A 21,421-nucleotide genomic window follows, 5' to 3' on the forward strand; every position below is an offset into this window, starting at 1 on the left:
ATGGCCAGTGTCGATGATGTTTTACGGTTCCTTGCCAGGCGAGTGACCGAGTCCATTTACCCTGACGGTACGGCATTGCCTGGTACAGTGAATGCTCCCGTTAAAGTCTATCCCGGCTGGCCTGTGCCCGGTTTGCTGCAGCCGGATATTGATGCTGGCAGTGTGCACATTTCAGTCTGGCCGCTTCCGACTGAGCGCAGGGTAAATACCCCGCTGGGCCGGCCATTCCGCCCTGTGAGAGGCGCTGGAGACAGGGCAGGCAAAGCTGTCAGGGAGCTGAAGCGTCAGATTAAAGATTTTCAGATTACCGTCTGGGCACCCACGCCAGAACTCAGAGAACAGGCGGGTACAGCGACAGATGCTGCGCTTTCTGCTGAGAGCAATATTGATTTGGGCGATGGTGCACCTGCCCAGCTGTTCTATGTCCGACAGTTTGATTCAGACAGCGCGGAGAACTGGCACGTGTACCGGCGCGATCTGTTCTTCAGCGTGAATTTTGCCACCACACAGACCATCACTGCGCCGGAAGTTATTCAGACCGTTGTCACGCTCAATAATCAACAGGCCGTACGGTAACGCCCGCTCACCCTGCACCTTACCTTCAAAATGGAGTAACTCTTCATGCCGATTTATCCTGCCGGCGACCTCAACACATCTGCACTGACCGCGCCGGATTTGTATGTTCAGGTGGTGCCACCACGGGCGCGCTACATCAATGGCGTTCCCACCGATGGACTGGGTCTGGTTGGTGTGGCGAGCTGGGGGCCCGTAAACAGTGCATTTCGCATCAGCTCTGATACCGAGCTGGCTTTTTTTCTGGGCGCACCCGTTAACCGAAAGTATGACCTTTCTACCGCCGCCGCCATTTCGCTGCAGGTGGGGGCCACCAGCCTTAACTGTGTGCGTGTGACGAACGGGCGGGATACGGTTGCTACGGGAAAACTCAGTGAAGGCAGCACGAAAAGCGTTCTGTTACTGTCAGCGCTCTACAGCGGTACGCGAGGTAATCAGATTCGCGCTGGTATCAGCAAGGGCACGGCAGCTGCATCCCTGAAACTCACCGTCAGTCTGCCCGGCGTAAGTGCAGAGGTGTTTGATAACCTCCGCGGTGAGGGTGACGACCTGCTGAAAGCCATGACGGCGGCAGTCAATCAGGGACAGTTAACTGTCCGGGGGCCCAGCCAGCTGGTGCGCGCAAAAGTCGCAGAGTCCGACGCCGCTGCCATGGACGAAGTGACGGAAATAACGCTCAGCGGCGGCACGGATGGTGCCACAGGGCTTACTGACGCAATGCTTGTGGGTACTGACGGCATCGATACGCCGCGCAAGGGAATGTACGCGCTGCGCGGCACATTTTCACAGGTCATCAGTCTCACGGACGTGACCGACTCATCCTGCTGGCCGACGATGGCCGCTTTTGCTCAGGCTGAGGGTGCATACATAGTCGCTCAGGGTGCCGCGTCAACCGACTGCAAAACCCTGTCTGATGCACTCAACAGCTCGGGCGTGGATGACTGGCATTTCAAGCTCATCACAGGCGACTGGCCCTACTGGGAAGACACCACGAATGGCATTAACCGGATGATTGCGCCCGCGACGTTTGAGGCTGCAAATATTGCCTCCCGGCCACCTCATATTTCTACGCTGAACAAGCGTATCCCGGGCATTATTGCCACCGAGCGCCAGCTGGCGGGACGACCTTATTCCGTTCAGGAAATCGGAACGATTAACGCAGCACGCCTCGATGTGATTACGAAACCCTGTCCGGGCGGCAACTACTTCGGTATGCGTTCCGGGCGCAACACCTCTTCGAACCCGACCCAGAACGATGACACCTATACCCGCATGACCAACTTCCTGGCGCTGACAATCGCATCAGCCTTTGGTGGCGTGGTCGGTGACAACCAGACGACAGACTTGCGACGGGAAACCAAAAGCACCCTTGAGTCGTTTTTATCGACGCTCGAAGGGTTAAAGATGATCGGAGATCCGAATGGCGGGCCGGCTTTTTCGGTGCGTCTGGATGCGACCAACAATCCTGACTCTCGGGTTGCCCTGGGTTATATGACGGCAGACATACAGGTGAAATACCTGAACGTGGTGCGCTACTTCCTCGTGAATATGGAAGGGGGTGGCAGCGTCTCCATTTCATTCTCAAATGACAATCCACGTTAACAATCGCAGCGATTTTTTCTGGAGATAACCCATGCCCACCCTTGGCTATACCGTAGGTCGCGATATCGCAGTCGATATCAATACACCCGCGGGCAAGCTGCGTATTCCCAAAATCATGAGCTTTGAATCGAAGCCGCAGGTTTCAACGCAGAAGATTACCCCTCTGAATGGCATCACCGACGAGCTGCAAATCCCCGTGGGCTGGCATGGCACCATCACCGCTGAACGAATGGATGCCACGCTCGATGACTTCTGGGCGAAGTGGGAAGACAACTACTACAACGGTATCGACCAGCCCCGCGGCACCATTACCGAAACCATCACCGAAGCGAATGGCACGGTCAGCGTGTACCGGTATGAAGGGGTGTCGTTTCATCTCACCGATGCCGGTAACAAGCAGGGCGAGAAGACGGTCAACCAGACGATGTCATTCACTGCAAATCGCCGCAAGAAAGTGAATTAAGGGTAAATATGGCAAAGATAACAGTGCACGAAAATGAACTGCCGACAGCAGCCGTTGCGCCTGCAACACTTAGCTCTAATCAGGTGAAGGATGCGAAAGGGCGTTTGCTGACAATGCGTGAACTCGACCCGGTTCAGGAGTCGCGCCTGACGGTAGCCGTCGGCCCGGAAATGGCGATGAACGTGATGTACATGAACCTGTATGCTTTCCCGGTTGCGGCGGTAGCGGAAATCGACGGGGAAGAATACCCGGTACCACAGAACCCCCGGCAGGTTGAAACCCTGCTGGCCATCCTTGGCAAGCAGGGACTTAAGGCCGCCTCAGGCTGGCTTCGTGAACGCGCCAGAGACGATGAAGAGCTCACGGAAGCCGCCGCAAAAAACTAGCGCAGAACCCCGGCTTTATTAACCAGTGCTGGCTGATGAAATCCGGGGTTCCGTTCAGCGTTATTTTTCCCGGCCTGACTGAGCTGATGCCCCATGAGCGCATTGCCATGGGCGTGGTCATCCGTGAATTCGATGGAGGCCGTTATAACTGGAATACCGGGCAATGGGAGGAGGCCAGCTGATGGACCTGGACATGTTCGCGCGTGAAATGTCGCATGCCTCCGCCAGAATCGCCACAGAGCTTGAGCAGCGTTTCCGCGACATTGTGAAAGAAATCGAGGAAACGGCGAAGGAGGAAATTGGCGTGTATCAGCCCGCTGTCGGGCCATTTGAAGCATGGGCACCGCTGGCAGCCTCCACAAGAGCCGACCGTGTTCGTTCGGGTTATACCGAAGACGATCCGCTGCTGCGTTCAGGTGAGCTGAGAGACTCAATCGAGAGTGAGGTGATTGGCCTGGCGGCCATTGTGGGCACGAAAAGTCAGATTGGTTTCTGGCAGGAGGTCGGTACCGACCGCATACCGCCACGTCCTTTCATCGGACCAGCATATGTACGGAAGATTGATCCTCTGATGGAGGCTATTGGATTGGCTTTATGGTGGGTTTTTGTCATCTGATTAAGTCACAATTTTCTGAAGTATAGGCCTTCTTGGCCTCCTCACCCCATCTTTGTTTTAGCTCTGCAAATGATAAATCCACTGCTTCTTTATTAGGAATGGAGTCTTTAATTTTTTTGGTGGTTTCATTAAAGATACCTGACAGGATAAAACCGCTATAGAAATCTTTATTAAAGTCGGCACCCGATTTAGCGAAGAACCCACTATCTATTGCTTTTTTAGTTGATGAAGTCTGCATTGCCTCACCGAAAGAGGCCTTAAATAGATCAGAGAGTTCTCGAGTTCTGTTAGGTTTTTCTTTTAAATCGGCCTCACTGAACATAGATAAGTAGCCAAGGCATTCACCTGAAGCCCCGACTCTATCAGTAGTTATCTTCGAGCCATAAGTAGCGAATGAAAAACATAGCATTGATGCTAAAACCAACGAAGCTATTTTCATTATCAAAAAACCCTAAATAATTTAGTTTTCACTAGTATCATGCATACGGAAGGCTTGGCCAGTTCTTGTAAGCGAAGACATAGAGCATGATGAAATGGATGCCTGGACATGAAAGCAACAGGGCCATCTTCCATCCGAAGCCAGCTTTCTGCGCCATGTGGAAGCATGGGATGAACATCAAAACCCAGATTATCAACGACAGGGCTGCGAGAGGGTTAGGCTTTTCCATTGAATATTCTCCATGAGTTACATGCCCGATGGTATCGGCAGGTAGCCTTATTTATTTAGCTAAACTGATTAATCACTAAAGCTTGTTTAGTAGCCTAATTTGATTAAGAAGACGCTTATGTGTGTCGATCGCCTCCCATATCTGGTCCTGATTATCACCATCCCATTCTGGACATGCAGCAAGTTCTGCACAAAATAGCTTCAGCCTGATGTGAATGGCAGCGACTTCGTCTCGGTTGCATTTTCTGGCGATAAAGTTGAGTTGATCGTCAGTAGTTCGCTGATAAAGAGACTGAGCATCCTGGGACTTTTCAAATAACCGCGCGAGCTTATCCATAGCCTAGTCTCTTTTGATTGGGCGTGAAAATGATTATCGACAAATTAACGTTAAAGTTTAGCATCCCCCTCGACACTTTTAGTATCTCAAACTGACCCGCTCCGGTGGTTTTTTAATGCCCGCAAGACGAGGTTACTATGGATATCCAGGCATACCGTGTAGCCGTGCGTCTTGCGCTGGACGACCAGCTTACGCGGAACCTGCTGCAGGTAAGCCGTGATGCGATCGAACTCAATAAGAAATTTGTCGCAATCACAAAGAACATCAAAGCGCTGACCAGCGCAGCGAAAGAGGCGACATCCGCACTGCGGGCGCTTAACCGCTCTCTGAATAACCAGTTCTCTGCCGCAGCCCGCGGGGCCCGCGAGTATGCCAGCGCAATACGTTCGGCTGCCGACCATGCCCAGCGCATGAACAGTGCCACCAGTAACCTTCCAAAGCTGGCTGGTGGCTTTAGCGCGGCATTGACGCTGCCTGTTCTGGCCGCTGGTGCTGCGGCTGCAGGTGGAGGTGGTGGATATGGCAACCATGGCGGGGGACTCGCGCTTCCTCCTCCGTCAGGTTCCGGCGGTGGATGGCATGGCTGGAATAACGGCGTGCCACCGGGCGGCTGGGGTGACGGCGGGGCAGGGAACGGTGGGAGCAATGGCCGACCTCCCGGCCATTACTCATATTCGGACGGCATGACCAGTCTGGCCACAGGCTACCTCGGCTTTAAAGTGCTGAGTGGCTTCGTGGATGAGGCTGCCCGCTACCAGACTATGACCGAGAAGTTCAGACAGTTCGGTATGAGTCAGGCTGCGACATACGAAGCGCAGCGTTTTGCAGAAAAGACCAGGATTCGCGGTTCCTCGGTCACTGACATCCTGAAGTATTTTATAGAAGCACAGGGCGTATTCAGTGAGTCAGGTGCAAAAACACTGGATGAACAGTTACGTGCGGCAAAAATGGCAGCGCCCGTGCTGGCGCGAATCAACTTCGCCTCCCGTGGACTCGATGAGCATCAGCGCGAAGCCACGACTGCAAAGCAGATGGACATGCTGCGATTCACCGAAACAGCAGGTGGCCTGAAAAGCCCTGAGCGTTTTAATGAACTGATGGATGCGGCCTTTCGCGCCATTCAGTCTTCAGGCGGTAACGTCGATTTCACCCAGTATCGTCAGTTCATGGCCAAAGCCGGCACCTCCGCGTTCAACCTCAGCAATAAAGCATTGTTCGCTGAGCTTGAACCCGTCATCGGCGAACTGAAGGGCAGTTCAGCAGGCGATGCGCTGATGACTGCCTACAACCGGTTAAACGGCATCATCAGGCTGCCCAACCAGGTCACTCACGACCTGATGAAGATGGGTGTCTGGGATGCCAGCAAGGTTGAACTCAACAGCATGGGCGGGGTGAAGCGTTTTCTGGGTAACCCACTCGTCAATTCTCAGCTTTTCAGCCAGTCCCCGGTGGAATACTACGAGCAGATGATCCTGCCCATCTACCGCAAAAAACATTATACCGATGACCAGATACAGCGCGAGAACGCCCTGATATTTGGGCGGACCGGCGGCAAGATGTTTAACCTTATCGACAGGCAGCTGGCCACCATTCATCACCGTATCGACGCCTATGGGATCGCGCGGGGACTGAATGATGCCTATGGCGCTGTGGGTGGAACCTACAACGGCAAGGTTATCGACTTCCAGAAGAAATGGCAGAATCTGCAACTGGTTATGGGTAAAGACGGTGGATTACTGGATACCTTCAACAAAGGGCTGGAGAGCCTGACGACAACCCTGCGGCGCATGACGGACATCGCACATAAACATCCCGAACTGGCTAAATTTGTGGGACAGGCAGCCCTGGCGGCAACCGCGCTGGCAACGCTGAGCGGCGGAATGTGGGTGATGAAACACGCCGTCGGCGCTTTGCTGTCACCTCTTAAACTGGCGGGATGGGGCATAGATATGCTCATCGGGAAAAGCGCCACGACGGGTCTGACCGGACTGGCGGCCGCGCTTTCCGGGCTTCCGGCTGTCATTGCCACCGCCACACTTGCAGCACTCTATCCTGCAAGCACCGTATCGCAGAGTCAGGAAATGGCAGAACGTGACCGGCTTGCCCGGCAGAATGCGCTAGATCACGGGGCTGCCTATAAACCATGGATGCCTTCTCAGGCTGATTTTGATAACCAGAGAACACGTGAGCAGAGTTACCGTAAATCCGGCAGATACCCTGCGGTACCACCCGTCGCGGGTACCAGAACGGAGCAGCCAGTCAATTTGTTGATGACGCACGAAGGCCGTCAGGTGCTGGTAGCCACTGTGATGGATGGCATGAGTAAACAGGCCGCCAGAGCGCCTTCTTCCACCAGCGCTTTCGATCCCTCAATGCTGATGGCTTATCCCGGACAGGCTGGCAATCTCTCATTGCCCTGAAAACTGGTTTTCTCAGTTCATATCCTGGTGTAGTAACGCTACCTGCCTGTTCCTCAGGTAATGCTCTCAGGGCTTCCGGTTTTCAGACTTCTGAATGACGTCCCGGCCGTGACGAGTTTCTGTTTGTTCAAAATTAATGCATTTAATGATTCTTTTTCGCGCGATCGCCTGGTGCTGTGATGAATTAAGTTAGCTCTCTCATTATCAGGAGGGTGTCATGGATATACGCACTGTTGCTGTTTCACTGGTTATGGCCGTGAGTTTACTCTGGGCTGGCGCTTCTGACGCTAAATCCACACGGCAGACTGATGACCAGATACGTCAGCTCATCATCGAAGATTCTATTGCATCATACCCGGGTGTCTGTGCCTGTCCTTTTAACTCAGCTCGCAACGGCAGTAGCTGTGGCAGAAGAAGCGCGTGGAGTAAGCAGGGCGGCTATGCCCCCATTTGCTACAAAAAGGAAGTTTCAAAAGAGATGGTTGATGAATGGCGCAAAAATAATGCTGCATAACTGAACCCGCGAAAGCGGGTTTTTTCTTCCTGATTGCGGATTACCCTCTCAGAGGCTGAGTTAAAAAGACCCGTTGACGCTGGTCAGTGATACGTCAAAAGCCCGGATCCTCAGCGGCAGGCGGGCGACATCATTTCCCTCGAATTTGTTATCCATTCCTTAAAGATGATTGCCTGCCCTTCCTGTGTCTGAAGAAGAGCAATACCGTCAAACACCTCACAATAAATCATGAAGACTTATGTCACTTCTTAACTCTCTGAAGCCATTTGCACAGGGCATGGATCCGACTGTTACCCGGTTGATGCTGGGAGACTTCGAGTTCATGGAGTTTGAAGTCCCTCAGCGAATGGTTATCGCCGGCAGGCAGAAGACGGTGCAGCATCAGTTAATCGGGGGCCAGTGCATCGCTGACGTGCTGGGTACGGAATACGAGCCGCTGACCTGGTCCGGGACTATCACCGGATCGCAGGCCGGGGAGCGTGTGAGCGCGCTTGAGCGGATGCGCGATGCGGGACACCCGGTAGTGCTGACGCTGGATGACTATCGCTTCACTGTAGTGATTACGGCTTTCAGCCCGGTCTATGAGTTTGTCTGGCGCAGGCCTTATACGATTGAAGTAGCCGTTGTCAGAAACGAAGGGTGCCCGGACAAGGCAGATGCACTGACGGGTGCACTGCGGGGACTGATTGACAGTGACCTGGGCCGTGCGCTGGGGCTGAGTAATATCATTAACATCGATGCGGTAACAGAGACGGTTCAGTATCTCCACCAGGCTGTAAAACAGGTCAGTGATTTCGCCCATGCCACCGTGGAGCAGGTACAGGCGGTCGTGAGACCGCTCATCGCTGCCCGAAATATTATCCGGCACGAGCTTGCGGTGCTCGAATCAGCGGCCAGAGAAATCACGACGCTGGGTGGGCTGATACCGGGCTACCCGGTATCCAGAACGGTCACTAATCTGCTTAACCAGCTGGATCATGCGACGCGTATTCCTGCCCTCTGTCACTTACAGGACGTGCTGGGACGCCTCAACAAAAATATCCATGCCGGCCAGACAGCGGATGGTGTCAGGGCAGTGAACTTGTCTGGCGGTAATCTTTATCAGGTCGCCTCTGAGCAGTATGGCGATGCCGCTAAATGGACCAGCATTGCCGCAGCAAATGACCTGACAGATCCACAGCTGAGCGGCATTCAGACCCTGATCATTCCATCCAGCCCTCAGGTTAACCATGGACATCAGTAACGCTGCGTTCAGGTCAGACGTCCGTAAGATAAGCGGGCGGTGCCTGTTAAATGGCCATGACGTGCCTTTTGTCTCGTTCAGCGTAGAGAGTAACGCCTTTCGGGGAGCCGCCACGTTTGATCTGACCCTGGCCATTTCAGCCCTGCCGGCTGAAATGCAGATGCTCAGCTGGTGGGGAAGACAGACGACTGTCGTTGTTGAACTGTTTGCTTCTGTCATCACCCAGGCTGGCACAGACGAGAAGAAGCTCATCACAGGCAATATCGATAACTGGCACTACGATCCGGCCCGGTTCGAGGTGACAGCTGAGGGTCGTGACTTTACCGCACGGCTGATTGACGCCAGGTCAGCAGGAGAAAGCTTTAAGAACTACACCAGTTCGCAGATCGCCATAATGCTGGCGCAGCGACACGGGCTGACACCAGTTGTCACGGCCACGACAAAGCGCTTCGGTGAATTTTATCAGATTGACACGGCGCACCTGACCGGGGAGCAGACCGACTGGGACCTGATTAGCGCTCTGGCCGGCACAGAGAACTTCACCGTGTATGTCGACAATGACAGACTTCATTTCGAACCGGTCACTGAGCCTGGTAAAGCCGGTACGTACGTCATCAGATGGCAACCGGCAGGTCAGCTTGCTTATCCCCGGTGCAATACAGCTGATGACCTGTCATTTTCCCGTGCGCTGACAATTTCAAAAGGCGTGACGGTGGAGGTGCTGAGCTGGAATGCAAAGAACAAGAACAAACAGTTTGTCGCCTCGTATCCGCAGGCTCCCAAAAACACTCCTCCCGGCAGCGCCATGGCAAAAACGCAGGTTTATCGCGTCATTCGCAATGGCCTTACACCTGAATCAGCCAGCGCGCTGGCGCAGACGATTTACCGCAACATTGTTCAGCATGAGATGAAGTTCAGCTGCTCAATGGCAGGAGACAACCTGCTGACACCCCGCATGCTGGTCCGTATCGAAGGCACGCAGAGTCCCTTTGACCAGATTTACTGGTGCGACAGCGTACGTCGTACCCTCAGTCAGGCTGACGGCTATACCATGCACATATCAGGCAAAAACCAAAGCCCGGCGCTGGAGGTCCTGCCATGAGAGCGTTCCTGAATGTCATGGCCGCTGCAGCTCGCCAGTCGGTTGCCGGTGACAGCCGTACACGACAGGGCATTATTACTGCCTATGACCCCGGCAGTTACGCCGTGAAAGTGCAACTGCAGCCCACGGGCGAGGAAACCGGATGGATACCTCTCAGTTCGCCCTGGGTGGGTAACGGCTGGGGCCTGGCCGCAGGGCCGATGACAGGTGCCGTCGTGGAGGTCGAATTTGACTCGGGGCTGATGGGTACCGGTATGGCTGCCGGACAGTTTTACAACGATATCGACCGCTGCCCCGGGCCGCCTGCCGGCGAGTTCTGGCTGATACACCAGAGTGGCTCATTGTTGAAGTTTATGAACAGCGGTGAAGTGCTGCTTCACGCAAGAGAAAAGCTGACGTATGACGCGCCGTCACACCATTTTACAGGCGGTGATGTGCTGATGGATTGCAACCTGAAGGTTGTTCAGGACATCAGCGACCATAACGGTGCACATGGCACGCTGCAGAAAATCCGCACGGTTTATAACGGGCACACGCATCTTGAGAAAGGCGAGGGCAACTTCACCGTATCTCCTCGTCAGCAAATCAGTACCCCTTAAGAGACGACACGCATGTATGACCTTTGGCATCTGATCGGCAGTGACCTTGAGGTCTCGGCTGCCGGCGACCTGCGCCCGGTTTCCGGCAGCGAGCGGGCAAAGCAGCGAATACTTCGCCGCCTTCTGACCAGCCCGGGTGAATACCTGTTTCATCCTGAATACGGTGCAGGCCTGGGTAAAAAAGTGGGCGAGACGGTGAATCCCGGTGAATGGAAAGCACTTATCCGGGGACAAATGCTGCTGGAAGAGGCTGTGGCATCCGATCCTCCACCCGCGGTAACACTCAGCCCGACTGAAGGTGGGGTGAGTGTATCGGTGACGTATACCGATGCCATGGCCGGCACGACAGAAATACTCCGTTTTGACGTAACGAGGTAAAAGCATGGCGTCTCTTAACATCAAATCATTTACTGAACTGGTGCGTGAGCAGGTTACAACCCTGCAGGCGAGAGCAGCGAAACTGACAGACCTGTCTACTGGCAGCATTCTGCGCGCGCTTGTGGAGTCTAACGCCGGTGTGGCCATGTGGATCCAGCAGCTGATTGTGAAGCTGCTGGTGACAACCCGCGCCGCTACCTGTTCAGGGGAAGATCTGGACAGCTGGATGGCAGATTTTGGTTTCCGGCGGCTGTCTGCGGTTCAGGCAACCGGGATAGTTACCTTCAGCCGTTTTACCGCAGCCGAACCGGCCTTCATCCGGACAGGGACCCGCATCACCACAACCGACGGCTCGCAAGCGTATGCAGTCGTTGAGGACCTGACCAGTGCGGCCTGGGATGCTTCACAGGGGGGATACACCATTGCGCGAGGCGTTGTTTCCCTTACCGTTCCTGTTCGGGCCGACACTGCAGGCGCGGCCGGAAATGCCCAGGCCGGTACGGTTACCGTCATTGTCGGCAGCATCCCGTATGTCGATTTTGTCATGAACAACGCCCCGTTTACCGGCGGGAAAGATGCTGAACAGGATGACGCTTTTCGCGCACGCTTTGTTTTATGGATAGCGTCGTTGTCAAAATCCACCAGGGCAGCTGCAGGTTATGCCCTCAGCAGCATCCAGGCCGGCGTGACTTACACACTCACTGAAAATACAACGTACGAGGGGCTGGCAAAGCCCGGCTATTTTTACGCTGTTGTGGATGATGGCAGCGGCGAACCGTCTGATAGCTTTATTGAACAGGCCTGTACCGCTGTCGAAGCCGTCAGGGGCTTTACGGTCAGCTTTGGGGTATTCAGACCGGTAAAACGTCTGGCAAATGTCACCCTGACGGTTATCACCGACGCGTCAGCGGACCATGCGGCAGTTGTAAGGCTGGTGCAGGCTGCCATCAGAACGTACATCAATAGCCTGTCGCTGGGGCAATTACTGGCGTATACACAGCTGGTTAAAGTCGCGTACAACGCCAGTCCACTGATCACCAATGTAACCTCACTGGCACTCAATAACGGAAACGCCGATCTGGCTGCTTCTGAAAAAGAGGTCATCCGGCCCGGCACTGTTACGGTGAGCTGAATGGCAAAAGGCGATCTGAACGATTTTTACGAGCGGCTCAAGGCGCTTCTGCCATCAGGCTGGTTTGCTGACAACAGCCCCGTCATGCATGGGGTACTTATGGCTGGCGCCAGGTCTCTGTCATGGTGCTATGCCCTTTACCGTTATGCCCTGACACAGACGCGCCTTTCCTCAGCCGCTGATGGCTGGCTGGATATCGCCGCGTATGACTTTTTCGGCACCGGGCTGCAGCGTCGGGCCGGGATGTCCGACGACGCGTTTCGCAATCACATCAGGATCAACCTCTTCCGGGAGCGGGGCACGCGGCAGGCTGTTATCGACATCCTGCAGGAACTCACAGGTAATACACCCAGAGTTTTTGAGCCGCAGCGCCCCATGGATACAGGTTCATACGGTGGACCAGCGCTCGGTTATGGGATGGCCGGAGGATACGGCTCTCTGCTTCTTCCTTATCAGGCGTTCGTTGTGGCCTTCCGTCCCAAGGGAACAGGTATTCCCCTGATTGCCGGATACGCTACGCCGCCCTCGGGTTACAGCGTGCCTTCACAGGGTGAGTATGTTTCTCATGAAATGGTGAATGGCAACGTGACTGACGCGCAGATATACGCAGCGGTCGCGGCCGTGAAAATGGAAGGCACCATTGTCTGGATAAAGCTGCTGTAAAACCCTGACGCTTTTAACCTGTTAACACAACGGCTGTCCGGAAGGATGGCTTTTTATGAGGTAAAGAATGGACCGTCAGATTGTATACCCGGGTCAGATCCCCCTTGAAACTGACCTGCTCAACACGAATAAATTCGCCATGACAGGGCTGGCGAAACTGGCGTCAGCCATTCTGGGTGAGAACACCTGGCTGTACGGGCTGGCATGTAAGCCTACCGCACCTGCATCCATGAGCATTCAGATTGGGGAAGGGCAAATTTACTCCCTGGAGCATATCGATGGCTCGCCTTACTCGTCACTGGACGCAGATAACACAAATACCATTCTGAAGCAGGGACTCAACATGGCTCCGCGCCAGTTCAGGCTGAATGCGCCCACGCAGCAGGGATACAGTATTACCTATCTGATTCAGGTGGCTTACGGAGATGTGGATACGGGCCCGGCTGTACTGCCGTATTACAACGCTGCTAATCCGGCCATCGCATACAGTGGTCCCAGTAATGCCGGGAATGCGCAAAATACAGTAAGGGCGGGAGTATGTGAGGTCAGGATCAAGCCGGGAACCCCGGTTCTCAGCGGAGCTCAGGTTACGCCAGAACCCGATGCCGGTTATACCCGGGCATGGGTTATCACAGTGAATTACGGCGCGACGGCCATTCATGCAGATGATATCCGGCCGGCCGCAGGGTCACCATTTTTGCCAGAAAACGGCCTCGTGACAGCGCTTCAACAGGGTTCCCTGACCTTTGGCCATGACACCGGAACTGACAATCAGTGCGTCGTTAATCTTGAACCTGCTATCCAGCAGGTGAGGGATGGCACACGTTTATATTTTCGCGTGAAATCAACAAATACAGGCGCTGCCTCTCTTAAAGTTAACTCTTTCTCTGCGTCCCGTATTCTCACACCTAACCATGAAGCACTCTGTGCCGGGCAGCTCATCAGTGGCCACATCGCAGAAGTTGAATGGTATGAAGCCATTAACGCATGGATATTGCGGTCATCGTCAGTCAGCTACAGCAAACAGGAGTCAGACAGGCTTTTCCTGCCGGTTTCGGGTGGTCATGTCACCGGAAACATCAGCATTGATGGCTCGCTCAGCGCAGGGCATGGCCTCAAAGTCGGGAAAGCTGAAATAACAACGGGCGGGGACATTAAAGGGGAACAGTGGCATGGCAGTTTATATAAGTGGCTTGATGAGCTGGTTCCGGTCCTTTCCGGAAGCGAGCTGGCCTGGTATTACTATGGCCCAGGACGCAAATTAATTATTCAGGGAGGGAAGGCAAGCCGGTCAGGAAATACAACCCGTGTCACTTTCCCCGTTGTGTTTCCTGCGAAATGCCTGCATGTGCAAACAACACTCTGTGCAGCCCACAAAAAAAGCACCTGGAACGTTTTCGTCAGTAACATTGAAAATTCCCAATTTAATATAATTGCAGGGACAGACGAACCTGAGTTTTACTGGCTCGCAATCGGGAAATGAAAAGGTGTCAATATTATGAAATTTGGCTTTAGCCCCACTACCAGTGCATTTTACCTTATGGCCGAAAAAGAAAGTTATATTCGAAATCATCTCTGGCCTGATGATATCAGTCTGGTCTCAGATGATACCTGGTCTCAATATTGTGGCGAACCACCAGAAGGTAAAGTCCGCGGTTCAGATGAACAGGGGTTACCTTGCTGGACGAATGGATCATTACCCTCTGACAGCGAGCCTTCTCCGACCTTCCAGACAATAAAAAACATCAGATTAAGCGAGGCAATAGATGAAATAAGCGGGCTTGCAATTATCGCATCAGTAACTCCCCTTACTGATTCGGATCAGAAGTTATTAGCTGAATGGAAATGTTATCTCAGCAATATTTATAATATGACCGGACCGGATAAGCATGGTGCCTGGCCGGCCAAGCCTGAATCAATTTAAAATATTTTTCAGCTTCTTTTGCTTGAAATGACTTATATCCAGAAATTTATCCTTGCCAGGCATAAATATTAAGTCCTCATACGTATCCTCACTGGCTGCCAGTTTTTCAACTGGACTCACCGTAATTCCAGCACTACTGGAAGACTGATTTCAGTACTCAGGCCGTCTGACTCCGAAAAATCTGAGCGGGTAACAGGTACCTTAATGTCAGCAAAACAGTAAAGATGAAATGATTTTGGGGGGTGATGCATCGAAAATTGTCCGAACCTGATTTTTCGATAACGTTAACTGACTGTTTTTATTGATAAGTGATAACACGCTTTGCAAACAAAAAATTGCTTTTTTCCTGATGTATTTTATTGATTTTCCTATAAAAAAATCGCATATATTTTAAATATGTTTTGTATATAGCTTAACTTTTACCGCCTGACATGCAAGGAGAATTTTTGACTGTCCGAAAATGTCCGAAAATCAGAGATATGCTTTAGACCAGCACGTACTCGTGCTCTGCGGGGATCAAGGTACTTTTTGGTCATTGAAAGATTTTTATGACCCAGCAGCCGCTGGGCAAAAGCCTCACCCTGTCTGGCTTCATACAGGCGTCCGGACAGACTTCTTATGTCGTGAAAGGTCGGCGGATTCTCGATTGTGTCCAGGCCACAGCGCGCGTGCACGGGAAAATGCCTGGGTAATATTTTCTGGCGAGACCGGGCCGGGTTTGCGTCCATGTCGGCGGGTGGCTGAATAAATCAAATACTCAGAAGGATTATCTCTTCGGCATAATGCAATGCCATCAATCGGCGTCATGTCTATTTCAGGAAGCCCGAGCGCGAAAGGTATGGCCAGCGTGTTTCCTTTTTTGCCTTGCGTAATAAACAGGCGCCCGTCTTTGACATCCGAGAATTTCATACGGGTGATATCTTCTCTGCGCTGTGCGCTTAACAGAGCGATGAGCATGGCTTTATAAAACCACGGCTCCACTTCACGCGTGGCCTCCAGCAATTTGCGAAGATCTTCTGTTGAGAGCCGGCTTCTCTGTATTTTGGGGCTGATGTACGCGTAGGTTCTACCGGGTTTCGTTCGATAATCCCGGCCACAATGGCTTCCCGGAAGATGTCGTTCAGCACACACCTGAGGATAACTGCCATTGTCTGTTTGCCATCAGTGATGTACCAGCTGGGCCTGAGAAAGCCGAACAGTCAGGTACATAAAACTCATACGGATAAAAGGGAAGAACAGCTGTGATTTCCCCACGCCGGTATTATGGCCTGCCAGACACACTGCTTTAGTCATTGCAGGTAAAATAAGCTTATAAGCGCCCGGTATTGATGCTGTTACGATCGGGAAAGTGGGCAGCGTTGAATATGAGTACATAGACGAGCAGTTGAAATAACAGCGGAGCCAGCCAAAGAGAGAAGGGTCACTCAGGCAGGTTTTTTTTGCGTCTGAAACATCGTTTCAGAGGTGGTGTAGTAGTTTTCGAAATAGCCTGAAAAGTTAGGCTTGCGGTAAAAAAGCCGGGCCGGCAGGAGCCGCTGGCTTTCTGTGGGAGCGTCATCCAGTCTCATAAGAACGTCCCTGAAACCGAATTCTACCGAATTACTCAGCGAATGATCGATCACCACGCCCCGGTAGAATCCCACGCGGTCGAGAAGATCTGCACGCTGAGCGATACCTAAATCAAAAAAGTCTGGCTCATCTTTGAACCGGGCTTTATGGGATTTCAGAAGGTCAACAACCTCACGCGGCGCGAATTCATGATTATCATGGGCAAGAGCGCTGAGTTTTTCAAAAAGGGGGGCGGCAAGGTCGGGCGCTTCAACCTGTACAGCTTTGAGAAGCCTGGTCCGGTGATCGGCCAGTTCAGCACACTGTCGTTTCTTCTGCTGCTCAGTCTCTACCTCGGCCTGTGTAACGGCTAAAAGCTGCTGCTCCTGCATGGCCTTATCCACACGGCTGCTGACATCATCAGGGGCACGGCCTTTGCCACCATGACTCGTATCTATTGGATTGTCTGACACTCAGTACTCCTTGATCTATATCTGGTCAGCGCAGGTGTCTGAAACCTGCCGTGTACCGTGAGTTTATAGTTTAGCCGGATCGTGCTGTCATAATGTCACCGACCGTTGCAGGCGTCGGTACAGGAGGTACATTTCCCGGTAACACTGTCAGAAACCAATGTTCACCCGGATCATCACCATCTGGTCGCGCGTGCGCTGAGCATCAAGCCCCAGCGTGCCCTGATAGGCAATGCCCGGTGTAATGCTGTACGGCAGAAGGAAATCAATGCCGGTGCCGACCGTCATCACCTGCCGGCTCGTCTCGGTCAGCGCCACGCGCCAGGTATCATTGGCGGTGTCAGCATAACCGACGCGCGCGGTGCCACTGTTGCTAAGCGTCTGTGCATACTCGATGCGCCCCTGCAGGCGCATTGCACCCCAGCGGGCTGGCACAATGCGTTCCCCCCGCAGTCCGGCGGCCGTCACGACCTGCGCAACCGTCTGTGGTGCGTAGGCAAGACTGTACGCACCGGCGCCCGACTCGCTGAAGCCGTCCAGCCACGTGCGGGTGTACTGCAGACGGGCGTAGGGTGAAACCAGTCTGTCGGGCGCACGAAATTCATAACCCGAGGTCAGTGACGTAAAGACCTGACGCCCCGATCGTGAACCGCGGGCCACAGCGTCGGAATCGGTTACCGCACGACGGCTGTCAAAGTTCAGCGAGCCGTGTCCCAGCAAACCGTCCACAAAGAAGGAACCCGGGTGATAGCTGCCGTAAAGGGCGGCGCTGAGCGCGCGCCCGTTCGTGCGGGTGCCGTCGTCACCAATGTCGCTGACGTCGCGGCCGAAGCCAATGCCCGCTCCGCCGGTAAAGGTCCCGGTAAAGCGATAGTCGGCCCCGGTGGTGACACCCACGGTGGTGTGGCTGAAGCGCACCCCGTCCGCATTGTCGCCGCCAAAATCGACATAGCCCCCGGTCCAGTACGACACCCGCTGTGCCTGCTGTCCGCCAGCAAAAGGCAAGGCGGGAACGTCTGGCCGGGCCTGCGCGTCGTTCAGGCCGGATTTCTGCTGCTGCCAGGCCTGGCCCCACATTTTCTGATCCGCATTACGCTCCGGCCCGGAGGAAGGCATGGAAAAGTGGACGCCGGTCATGTCAGGAGGCAGGTCAGCCCCGCGATGCAGCTGCTCCAGGCGGTCGCCGAAGTTACGCAGCTGCGCGCGGGCAAAATTCTGTGCGGCCTGATATTGCGCGCTCACCAGTCCGATGACGTCAGCATCCTTCGAAGGGTCGGGGCGCGCGGTAATGGTCAGGGTTACCCGGGCCGGTGACGTTGAGCCGGCGGCGCTGGTCAGAACATAGCGGAGCGTGAGGGTTCCGCTGGCCTGCGCGGCTGCGGTGAACAGCAGCTGATAGTCGGTACCGGAAGCCTGGACTGATGCCTTACCCAGGCTGCTGTCCGGCTGCTCCTGCAGCCGGGCGCCGGTGAACGGACCGCCGGTCGCCCCGCCGGTCAGGCTGACAGTAACCGACTGCCCGGCTGCAACCGTGGCGGCGTGGTCAGCCGCGGACGGTGCCTCCGCGCCAGTTTCCAGCGAATACGCGGCCTGCAGAGCCCTGCCGGTGGCATCCGTCACCAGAACGCTGAACGTACTGCTTCCACTGGCCAGAGGGGTTCCCGAAAGCTCGCCGTCGGAAAAAGTCAGTCCACGCGGCAGGGTGCCGCTCAGCTGCCAGCGATAGGGCGCGGTGCCGCCCGTGACGCCGAGGGCCTGAAAATATGCCTGCCCGGCTTTCCCCTCAGGCAGGGCGCCGCCCGCGGGCTGGAGCTGCAGAGCGGCGGGTGCGGCGGCGCTGACGGCCAGCGAGTAGCTGGCCGTGCCGCTGTTGCCCAGGCTGTCAGCGGCGGTGACCTGGAAGCTGTAACTGCCCGCCGCAGACGGCGTTCCGGCCAGCGCACCCGTTGCCGCGTTCAGCGTGACGCCGGCGGGCAAGGTGGTGGCACTGAATGTATAGGGTGCGCGGCCGCCCGAGGCTGTCAGCGTCTGGCTCCAGCTGCTGCCCGCCGTGGCAGCATTCAGTGCGCCACTGCCGGGTGACAGCGTCAGCAGCACCGGCGTCACGGTAAGTGACACTCGGGCGCTGGCGGAGGTGCCGCTGCCGTTAGACGCGGTATAGGTGAAACTGTCGCTGCCCGCATAACCCGTGGCCGGGGTGTAGGACACCGTCACACCCGAGACGGCCAGGCTGCCGTGAGCCGGCGGGCTCACGATGCTGACCGAACTGGCCGTCCCGCCGGAGAGACTGAGCGTGACTGGATTGCTGCTGCTGTTGGCGACCACGGTGGCAGTGCTGTCGCTGGCCACCGGCGAGGCGGCGCTGACGACCAGCGTATAGCTGGCGCTGCCGGTAGCACCGTTCGCATCCGTCGCGGTGACCTGGAAGCTGTAGCTGCCTGCGGCAGAGGGCGTTCCGGACAGCGTGCCAGTAGTTGCGTCGAGGGTTATCCCGGCGGGCAGTGCGGTGACGGACCAGGTCCAGGGCAAGGTGCCGCCGGAGGCTGTCAGACTCTGTGACCAGGCGTTCCCCACGGTGGCAGCGTTCAGTGCGCCCGATGCCGGCGCCACCGCCAGCACCGGAGGAGTGACGGTCAGAGACACGGTGGCATCGGCCGAGGTGCCTCCGCTGTTAGACGCATTCCAGATAAAGCTGTCGCTGCCGGAATAACCGGCTGCGGGCGTGTAAATAACCGTGGTTCCGCTGACCGCAGCACTGCCGTGAGCCGGGGTGGAGACAAGCGTTACTGACGTTGCCGTTCCGCCACTCAGGGAGAGCGAAATGACGTTGTTCGTACTGTTAGCGGCTACGGTGGCGGCGCTGCCTGACGAAACCGGGGCGGCTTCCGCACGGGTGACGCTGAGCGTATACGCCCGGGTCGTACCATCCTGCGCCGTGACGACGACGGAAATGCTGGTCGTGCTGCCGGCTGCCAGGCTGACGGACCGGGACGCCGAACCGGATGTCACGGCGGTGCCGTCCACGGTGACGGTGGCGTGGCTCTCAGTGACAACGGGCGTGACCGTAACGGATGACACGCTGCTGGCGACCGAGGCGCTGTAACTACTGGCTGAGGCACTGAACGACGGTGAGAGCGTTCCTGATGAAAGCGAAAGGCCGGAGAGCGTGGCGTCGCCGGAGGCCGCCGATGCGCTGGTGCAGCTGAACACCAGGTTGCTTATCTGACCGTTCGCCGTCGTGGCCCGGATAGCGACGCCGTTTGCCTCCAGGCTGCCTGACGGCACAGTGATGGTCACGGTCTGAGACGTGCTACTGGTGGCGCTGGCAGCATTATAAGTCTGGAAACTGCTGAGGTTGTAACGCGCGATACTGACGCTGTCGGCGGTCGTCGCGTTTCCGCCGTATGCCGCACCGCTGTCGGTAAAGCTCAGTGTCAGGGCATCACCGGCCGCAAAGTCAGACGCCGGGTAGCGGTTTGAGCTGAAGGAAAGACTGGAAGATCCCGACAGGGCATTTACTGCGGCGCAGCCACTGGACAGGGCGAAGGCAGCTGGCACAGAGCAAAATATGACAAAAGCAGTCGTCAGGCCGACAATTATCCGCCCGAAAAAATTGGTACAGCCCATAGTTCACCCGGAAGCATTTGCTAGTTTGTTTTTAAGATTTATCCTAAAAGATAAATTATCATGAGATATTTCTGCCACAAATACTGCCTGGCGAATGTAAGCGCCCCCGCCGCATTTAGTCGCATTCTCAGTGAAGCCTCCTGATGTCTGAGGATTCTAAAATGATAAGTTCTGCTGAAGATAAAACTCTTTAGAATAAAAAACTGGACCCAGTTTATGGCCGGACACGCATATTGCAGATTAAAAAGCAGGATACCGGCTGAATGAATTAGAGCCGGGTGTACGGATGCATTCGATTTTCGAGCAGGAAAGGGAAAAGAGTAAACAAACTGCTGTCAGCACATAACGTTTGATTTTGACGTTCTCAAGGTCTTCAAACTGCATGCCTCAGAAGTGCTTCTTGCCATATTAAGCTGGCGGTTCCATTAGCTGCTCGACTGCAAAGATGTGAGCCAATCTTGTTAGTGTTGTAACGGCCTCTGTATCACTTATCGCTGCGATTTACATCGTCTCGATCATGGTTTTATATCTCTCTTTGTTACGGGTATAGCACTCAAATCTACTATAAGAGTTCGAGTGCAACGTCAGCTTCTGGCACAGAGCTGACCCGAGAATCAACAACCTAATCTCTGCCTTGGGGTATGCAGTAGAGCAGGATCGTCAGGCCTTAGTTTCAAATGTCTGAAAAGGTTTTAAACGAATGGGTAACCAGACTTCACCGGAGAATGAAATTACAACTAAGGAGCAACGGTCTCCTGGAATGAAGCTTGATAAGCTACCAGAGCCCGCCCAGATTGCTAAATTTCGCGCATTCTGACGAGCAGAAGGGAAACAGTTCAGGCAGGCACAGGGGGGAACCTGTAACTGGCTCAAAGGCTGGTGGAAGGGCGACAGTGTCAGTGGATTAGAGCACCACGACGCGATGTTAACGCGATAGCTGAGACGTCCTATGAAATACCTGAGAGCTTTAAAGACGGGTAGGGTGGGAATTTTTCGGTTCTGACTCTGTGTGTTGAAGAAGGCGACTGCTTCAAGGTGAAGGACCGCTTTGAGCGATTTATAGTCATTCGTACCCTGAGAATTACACTTTGAAGTGATTCAGGGTATGCGCTTACTGGTTACGAATATTGAGCGAGAATCATGTGATGATCGCCGCT

The 21,421-nt window shown here is 54.7% G+C and carries 23 protein-coding genes; 16 read left to right on the top strand and 7 right to left on the bottom strand.

All coding sequences use genetic code 11. The annotated features are described in order from the left end of the window. Genes D7S44_RS21560 through D7S44_RS21580 form a run of 6 tightly spaced genes read left to right on the top strand, consistent with a single transcriptional unit; the run spans nt 1 to nt 3,640 of the window. Nucleotides 1–576 (top strand): hypothetical protein, encoded by a 576-nt coding sequence (locus D7S44_RS21560; protein WP_120458262.1) that lies wholly within the window; start codon nt 1–3, stop codon nt 574–576. Nucleotides 577–621: 45 nt separating this feature from the next. Next, complete coding sequence (locus tag D7S44_RS21565; protein WP_120458263.1) at nt 622–2,175, top strand: phage tail protein; 1,554 nt, start codon at nt 622–624, stop codon at nt 2,173–2,175. Nucleotides 2,176–2,206: 31 nt separating this feature from the next. Continuing rightward, the gene (locus D7S44_RS21570) at nt 2,207–2,638 is read left to right on the top strand and encodes a hypothetical protein (protein WP_120458264.1); all 432 of its coding nucleotides are present in this window, start codon (nt 2,207–2,209) and stop codon (nt 2,636–2,638) included. Nucleotides 2,639–2,646: 8 nt separating this feature from the next. Next, nucleotides 2,647–3,024: a hypothetical protein gene (locus tag D7S44_RS21575; RefSeq protein ID WP_120458265.1), complete on the top strand. Its 378-nt coding sequence runs from the start codon at nt 2,647–2,649 to the stop codon at nt 3,022–3,024. Between the two features lie 35 nt (nt 3,025–3,059). Then, nucleotides 3,060–3,206 (top strand): hypothetical protein, encoded by a 147-nt coding sequence (locus D7S44_RS23585; protein WP_158591294.1) that lies wholly within the window; start codon nt 3,060–3,062, stop codon nt 3,204–3,206. Further along, the gene (locus D7S44_RS21580; RefSeq protein WP_120458266.1) at nt 3,206–3,640 is read left to right on the top strand and encodes a phage virion morphogenesis protein; all 435 of its coding nucleotides are present in this window, start codon (nt 3,206–3,208) and stop codon (nt 3,638–3,640) included. The genes D7S44_RS23585 and D7S44_RS21580 overlap by 1 nt, the downstream gene beginning before the upstream one ends. Here the strand turns inward: D7S44_RS21580 and D7S44_RS21585 are convergent. The 3 genes from D7S44_RS21585 to D7S44_RS21595 form a co-directional block, all read right to left on the bottom strand. Continuing rightward, nucleotides 3,633–4,079, bottom strand: a complete 447-nt coding sequence (locus tag D7S44_RS21585) for a hypothetical protein (protein WP_147402126.1) — start codon at nt 4,077–4,079, stop codon at nt 3,633–3,635. The two genes, D7S44_RS21580 and D7S44_RS21585, sit on opposite strands and share 8 nt — an antisense overlap. A gap of 37 nt (nt 4,080–4,116) precedes the next feature. Beyond that, a complete protein-coding gene (locus D7S44_RS21590; RefSeq protein WP_120458268.1) occupies nt 4,117–4,308 on the bottom strand; it encodes a hypothetical protein in 192 nt (63 codons plus the stop codon). Nucleotides 4,309–4,383: 75 nt separating this feature from the next. After that, complete coding sequence (locus tag D7S44_RS21595; RefSeq protein WP_120458269.1) at nt 4,384–4,644, bottom strand: hypothetical protein; 261 nt, start codon at nt 4,642–4,644, stop codon at nt 4,384–4,386. Nucleotides 4,645–4,781: 137 nt separating this feature from the next. On the opposite strand from D7S44_RS21595, the gene D7S44_RS21600 reads away from it, so the two are divergent. From D7S44_RS21600 to D7S44_RS21645, 10 genes are all read left to right on the top strand, one after another. Then, complete coding sequence (locus D7S44_RS21600) at nt 4,782–7,064, top strand: hypothetical protein (protein WP_120458270.1); 2,283 nt, start codon at nt 4,782–4,784, stop codon at nt 7,062–7,064. A 217-nt stretch (nt 7,065–7,281) separates the two neighbouring features. Then, nucleotides 7,282–7,578, top strand: a complete 297-nt coding sequence (locus tag D7S44_RS21605; RefSeq protein WP_120458271.1) for a hypothetical protein — start codon at nt 7,282–7,284, stop codon at nt 7,576–7,578. Nucleotides 7,579–7,816: 238 nt separating this feature from the next. Beyond that, nucleotides 7,817–8,821: a hypothetical protein gene (locus D7S44_RS21610; protein WP_120458272.1), complete on the top strand. Its 1,005-nt coding sequence runs from the start codon at nt 7,817–7,819 to the stop codon at nt 8,819–8,821. After that, the gene (locus tag D7S44_RS21615) at nt 8,808–9,923 is read left to right on the top strand and encodes a phage late control D family protein (RefSeq protein ID WP_120458273.1); all 1,116 of its coding nucleotides are present in this window, start codon (nt 8,808–8,810) and stop codon (nt 9,921–9,923) included. Before D7S44_RS21610 ends, D7S44_RS21615 begins: the two co-directional genes overlap by 14 nt. After that, complete coding sequence (locus D7S44_RS21620) at nt 9,920–10,522, top strand: phage baseplate assembly protein V (RefSeq protein WP_120458274.1); 603 nt, start codon at nt 9,920–9,922, stop codon at nt 10,520–10,522. The genes D7S44_RS21615 and D7S44_RS21620 overlap by 4 nt, the downstream gene beginning before the upstream one ends. 12 nt (nt 10,523–10,534) lie before the next feature. Beyond that, nucleotides 10,535–10,900 (top strand): GPW/gp25 family protein, encoded by a 366-nt coding sequence (locus tag D7S44_RS21625; RefSeq protein WP_120458275.1) that lies wholly within the window; start codon nt 10,535–10,537, stop codon nt 10,898–10,900. A 4-nt stretch (nt 10,901–10,904) separates the two neighbouring features. Continuing rightward, on the top strand, nt 10,905–12,032 hold the full coding sequence (locus D7S44_RS21630; protein ID WP_120458276.1) for a baseplate J/gp47 family protein: 1,128 nt from the start codon (nt 10,905–10,907) through the stop codon (nt 12,030–12,032). After that, the gene (locus tag D7S44_RS21635; protein ID WP_120458277.1) at nt 12,033–12,695 is read left to right on the top strand and encodes a hypothetical protein; all 663 of its coding nucleotides are present in this window, start codon (nt 12,033–12,035) and stop codon (nt 12,693–12,695) included. It begins immediately after the preceding gene. A 67-nt stretch (nt 12,696–12,762) separates the two neighbouring features. Beyond that, complete coding sequence (locus D7S44_RS21640) at nt 12,763–14,178, top strand: gp53-like domain-containing protein (protein WP_120458278.1); 1,416 nt, start codon at nt 12,763–12,765, stop codon at nt 14,176–14,178. A 15-nt stretch (nt 14,179–14,193) separates the two neighbouring features. Beyond that, a complete protein-coding gene (locus D7S44_RS21645; protein ID WP_120458279.1) occupies nt 14,194–14,619 on the top strand; it encodes a tail fiber assembly protein in 426 nt (141 codons plus the stop codon). Between the two features lie 419 nt (nt 14,620–15,038). Here D7S44_RS21645 and D7S44_RS24170 read toward each other — a convergent pair whose 3' ends face one another. The 4 genes from D7S44_RS24170 to D7S44_RS21660 form a co-directional block, all read right to left on the bottom strand. Next, on the bottom strand, nt 15,039–15,293 hold the full coding sequence (locus D7S44_RS24170; protein ID WP_158591296.1) for a tyrosine-type recombinase/integrase: 255 nt from the start codon (nt 15,291–15,293) through the stop codon (nt 15,039–15,041). Next, nucleotides 15,211–15,750 (bottom strand): tyrosine-type recombinase/integrase, encoded by a 540-nt coding sequence (locus tag D7S44_RS23720; protein WP_334316714.1) that lies wholly within the window; start codon nt 15,748–15,750, stop codon nt 15,211–15,213. Before D7S44_RS23720 ends, D7S44_RS24170 begins: the two co-directional genes overlap by 83 nt. A gap of 293 nt (nt 15,751–16,043) precedes the next feature. Beyond that, complete coding sequence (locus D7S44_RS21655; RefSeq protein ID WP_120458281.1) at nt 16,044–16,640, bottom strand: hypothetical protein; 597 nt, start codon at nt 16,638–16,640, stop codon at nt 16,044–16,046. Nucleotides 16,641–16,787: 147 nt separating this feature from the next. Further along, nucleotides 16,788–20,264 carry an autotransporter domain-containing protein gene (locus D7S44_RS21660; protein ID WP_120458282.1) on the bottom strand — a complete coding sequence of 1,159 codons (3,477 nt, stop codon included), beginning with the start codon at nt 20,262–20,264 and terminating at the stop codon, nt 16,788–16,790. Nucleotides 20,265–21,421: the final 1,157 nt, after the last annotated feature.

This window comes from Pantoea piersonii (assembly GCF_003612015.1).
Classification (GTDB): domain Bacteria; phylum Pseudomonadota; class Gammaproteobacteria; order Enterobacterales; family Enterobacteriaceae; genus Pantoea; species Pantoea piersonii.

Excerpts from the sequence above, each read along its gene's own strand:
- D7S44_RS21590 (WP_120458268.1), bottom strand. The coding sequence starts at position 4,308 with ATGGAAAAGCCTAACCCTCTCGCAGCCCTGTCGTTGATAATCTGGGTT.
- D7S44_RS21645 (WP_120458279.1), top strand. The coding sequence starts at position 14,194 with ATGAAATTTGGCTTTAGCCCCACTACCAGTGCATTTTACCTTATGGCC.
- D7S44_RS21620 (WP_120458274.1), top strand. The coding sequence starts at position 9,920 with ATGAGAGCGTTCCTGAATGTCATGGCCGCTGCAGCTCGCCAGTCGGTT.
- D7S44_RS21580 (WP_120458266.1), top strand. The coding sequence starts at position 3,206 with ATGGACCTGGACATGTTCGCGCGTGAAATGTCGCATGCCTCCGCCAGA.
- D7S44_RS21600 (WP_120458270.1), top strand. The coding sequence starts at position 4,782 with ATGGATATCCAGGCATACCGTGTAGCCGTGCGTCTTGCGCTGGACGAC.
- D7S44_RS21595 (WP_120458269.1), bottom strand. The coding sequence starts at position 4,644 with ATGGATAAGCTCGCGCGGTTATTTGAAAAGTCCCAGGATGCTCAGTCT.
- D7S44_RS21635 (WP_120458277.1), top strand. The coding sequence starts at position 12,033 with ATGGCAAAAGGCGATCTGAACGATTTTTACGAGCGGCTCAAGGCGCTT.
- D7S44_RS21570 (WP_120458264.1), top strand. The coding sequence starts at position 2,207 with ATGCCCACCCTTGGCTATACCGTAGGTCGCGATATCGCAGTCGATATC.
- D7S44_RS21660 (WP_120458282.1), bottom strand. The coding sequence starts at position 20,264 with ATGGGCTGTACCAATTTTTTCGGGCGGATAATTGTCGGCCTGACGACT.
- D7S44_RS21560 (WP_120458262.1), top strand. The coding sequence starts at position 1 with ATGGCCAGTGTCGATGATGTTTTACGGTTCCTTGCCAGGCGAGTGACC.
- D7S44_RS21625 (WP_120458275.1), top strand. The coding sequence starts at position 10,535 with ATGTATGACCTTTGGCATCTGATCGGCAGTGACCTTGAGGTCTCGGCT.
- D7S44_RS21640 (WP_120458278.1), top strand. The coding sequence starts at position 12,763 with ATGGACCGTCAGATTGTATACCCGGGTCAGATCCCCCTTGAAACTGAC.
- D7S44_RS21615 (WP_120458273.1), top strand. The coding sequence starts at position 8,808 with ATGGACATCAGTAACGCTGCGTTCAGGTCAGACGTCCGTAAGATAAGC.
- D7S44_RS21605 (WP_120458271.1), top strand. The coding sequence starts at position 7,282 with ATGGATATACGCACTGTTGCTGTTTCACTGGTTATGGCCGTGAGTTTA.
- D7S44_RS21610 (WP_120458272.1), top strand. The coding sequence starts at position 7,817 with ATGTCACTTCTTAACTCTCTGAAGCCATTTGCACAGGGCATGGATCCG.
- D7S44_RS21565 (WP_120458263.1), top strand. The coding sequence starts at position 622 with ATGCCGATTTATCCTGCCGGCGACCTCAACACATCTGCACTGACCGCG.
- D7S44_RS21585 (WP_147402126.1), bottom strand. The coding sequence starts at position 4,079 with ATGAAAATAGCTTCGTTGGTTTTAGCATCAATGCTATGTTTTTCATTC.
- D7S44_RS21575 (WP_120458265.1), top strand. The coding sequence starts at position 2,647 with ATGGCAAAGATAACAGTGCACGAAAATGAACTGCCGACAGCAGCCGTT.
- D7S44_RS21630 (WP_120458276.1), top strand. The coding sequence starts at position 10,905 with ATGGCGTCTCTTAACATCAAATCATTTACTGAACTGGTGCGTGAGCAG.
- D7S44_RS23585 (WP_158591294.1), top strand. The coding sequence starts at position 3,060 with ATGAAATCCGGGGTTCCGTTCAGCGTTATTTTTCCCGGCCTGACTGAG.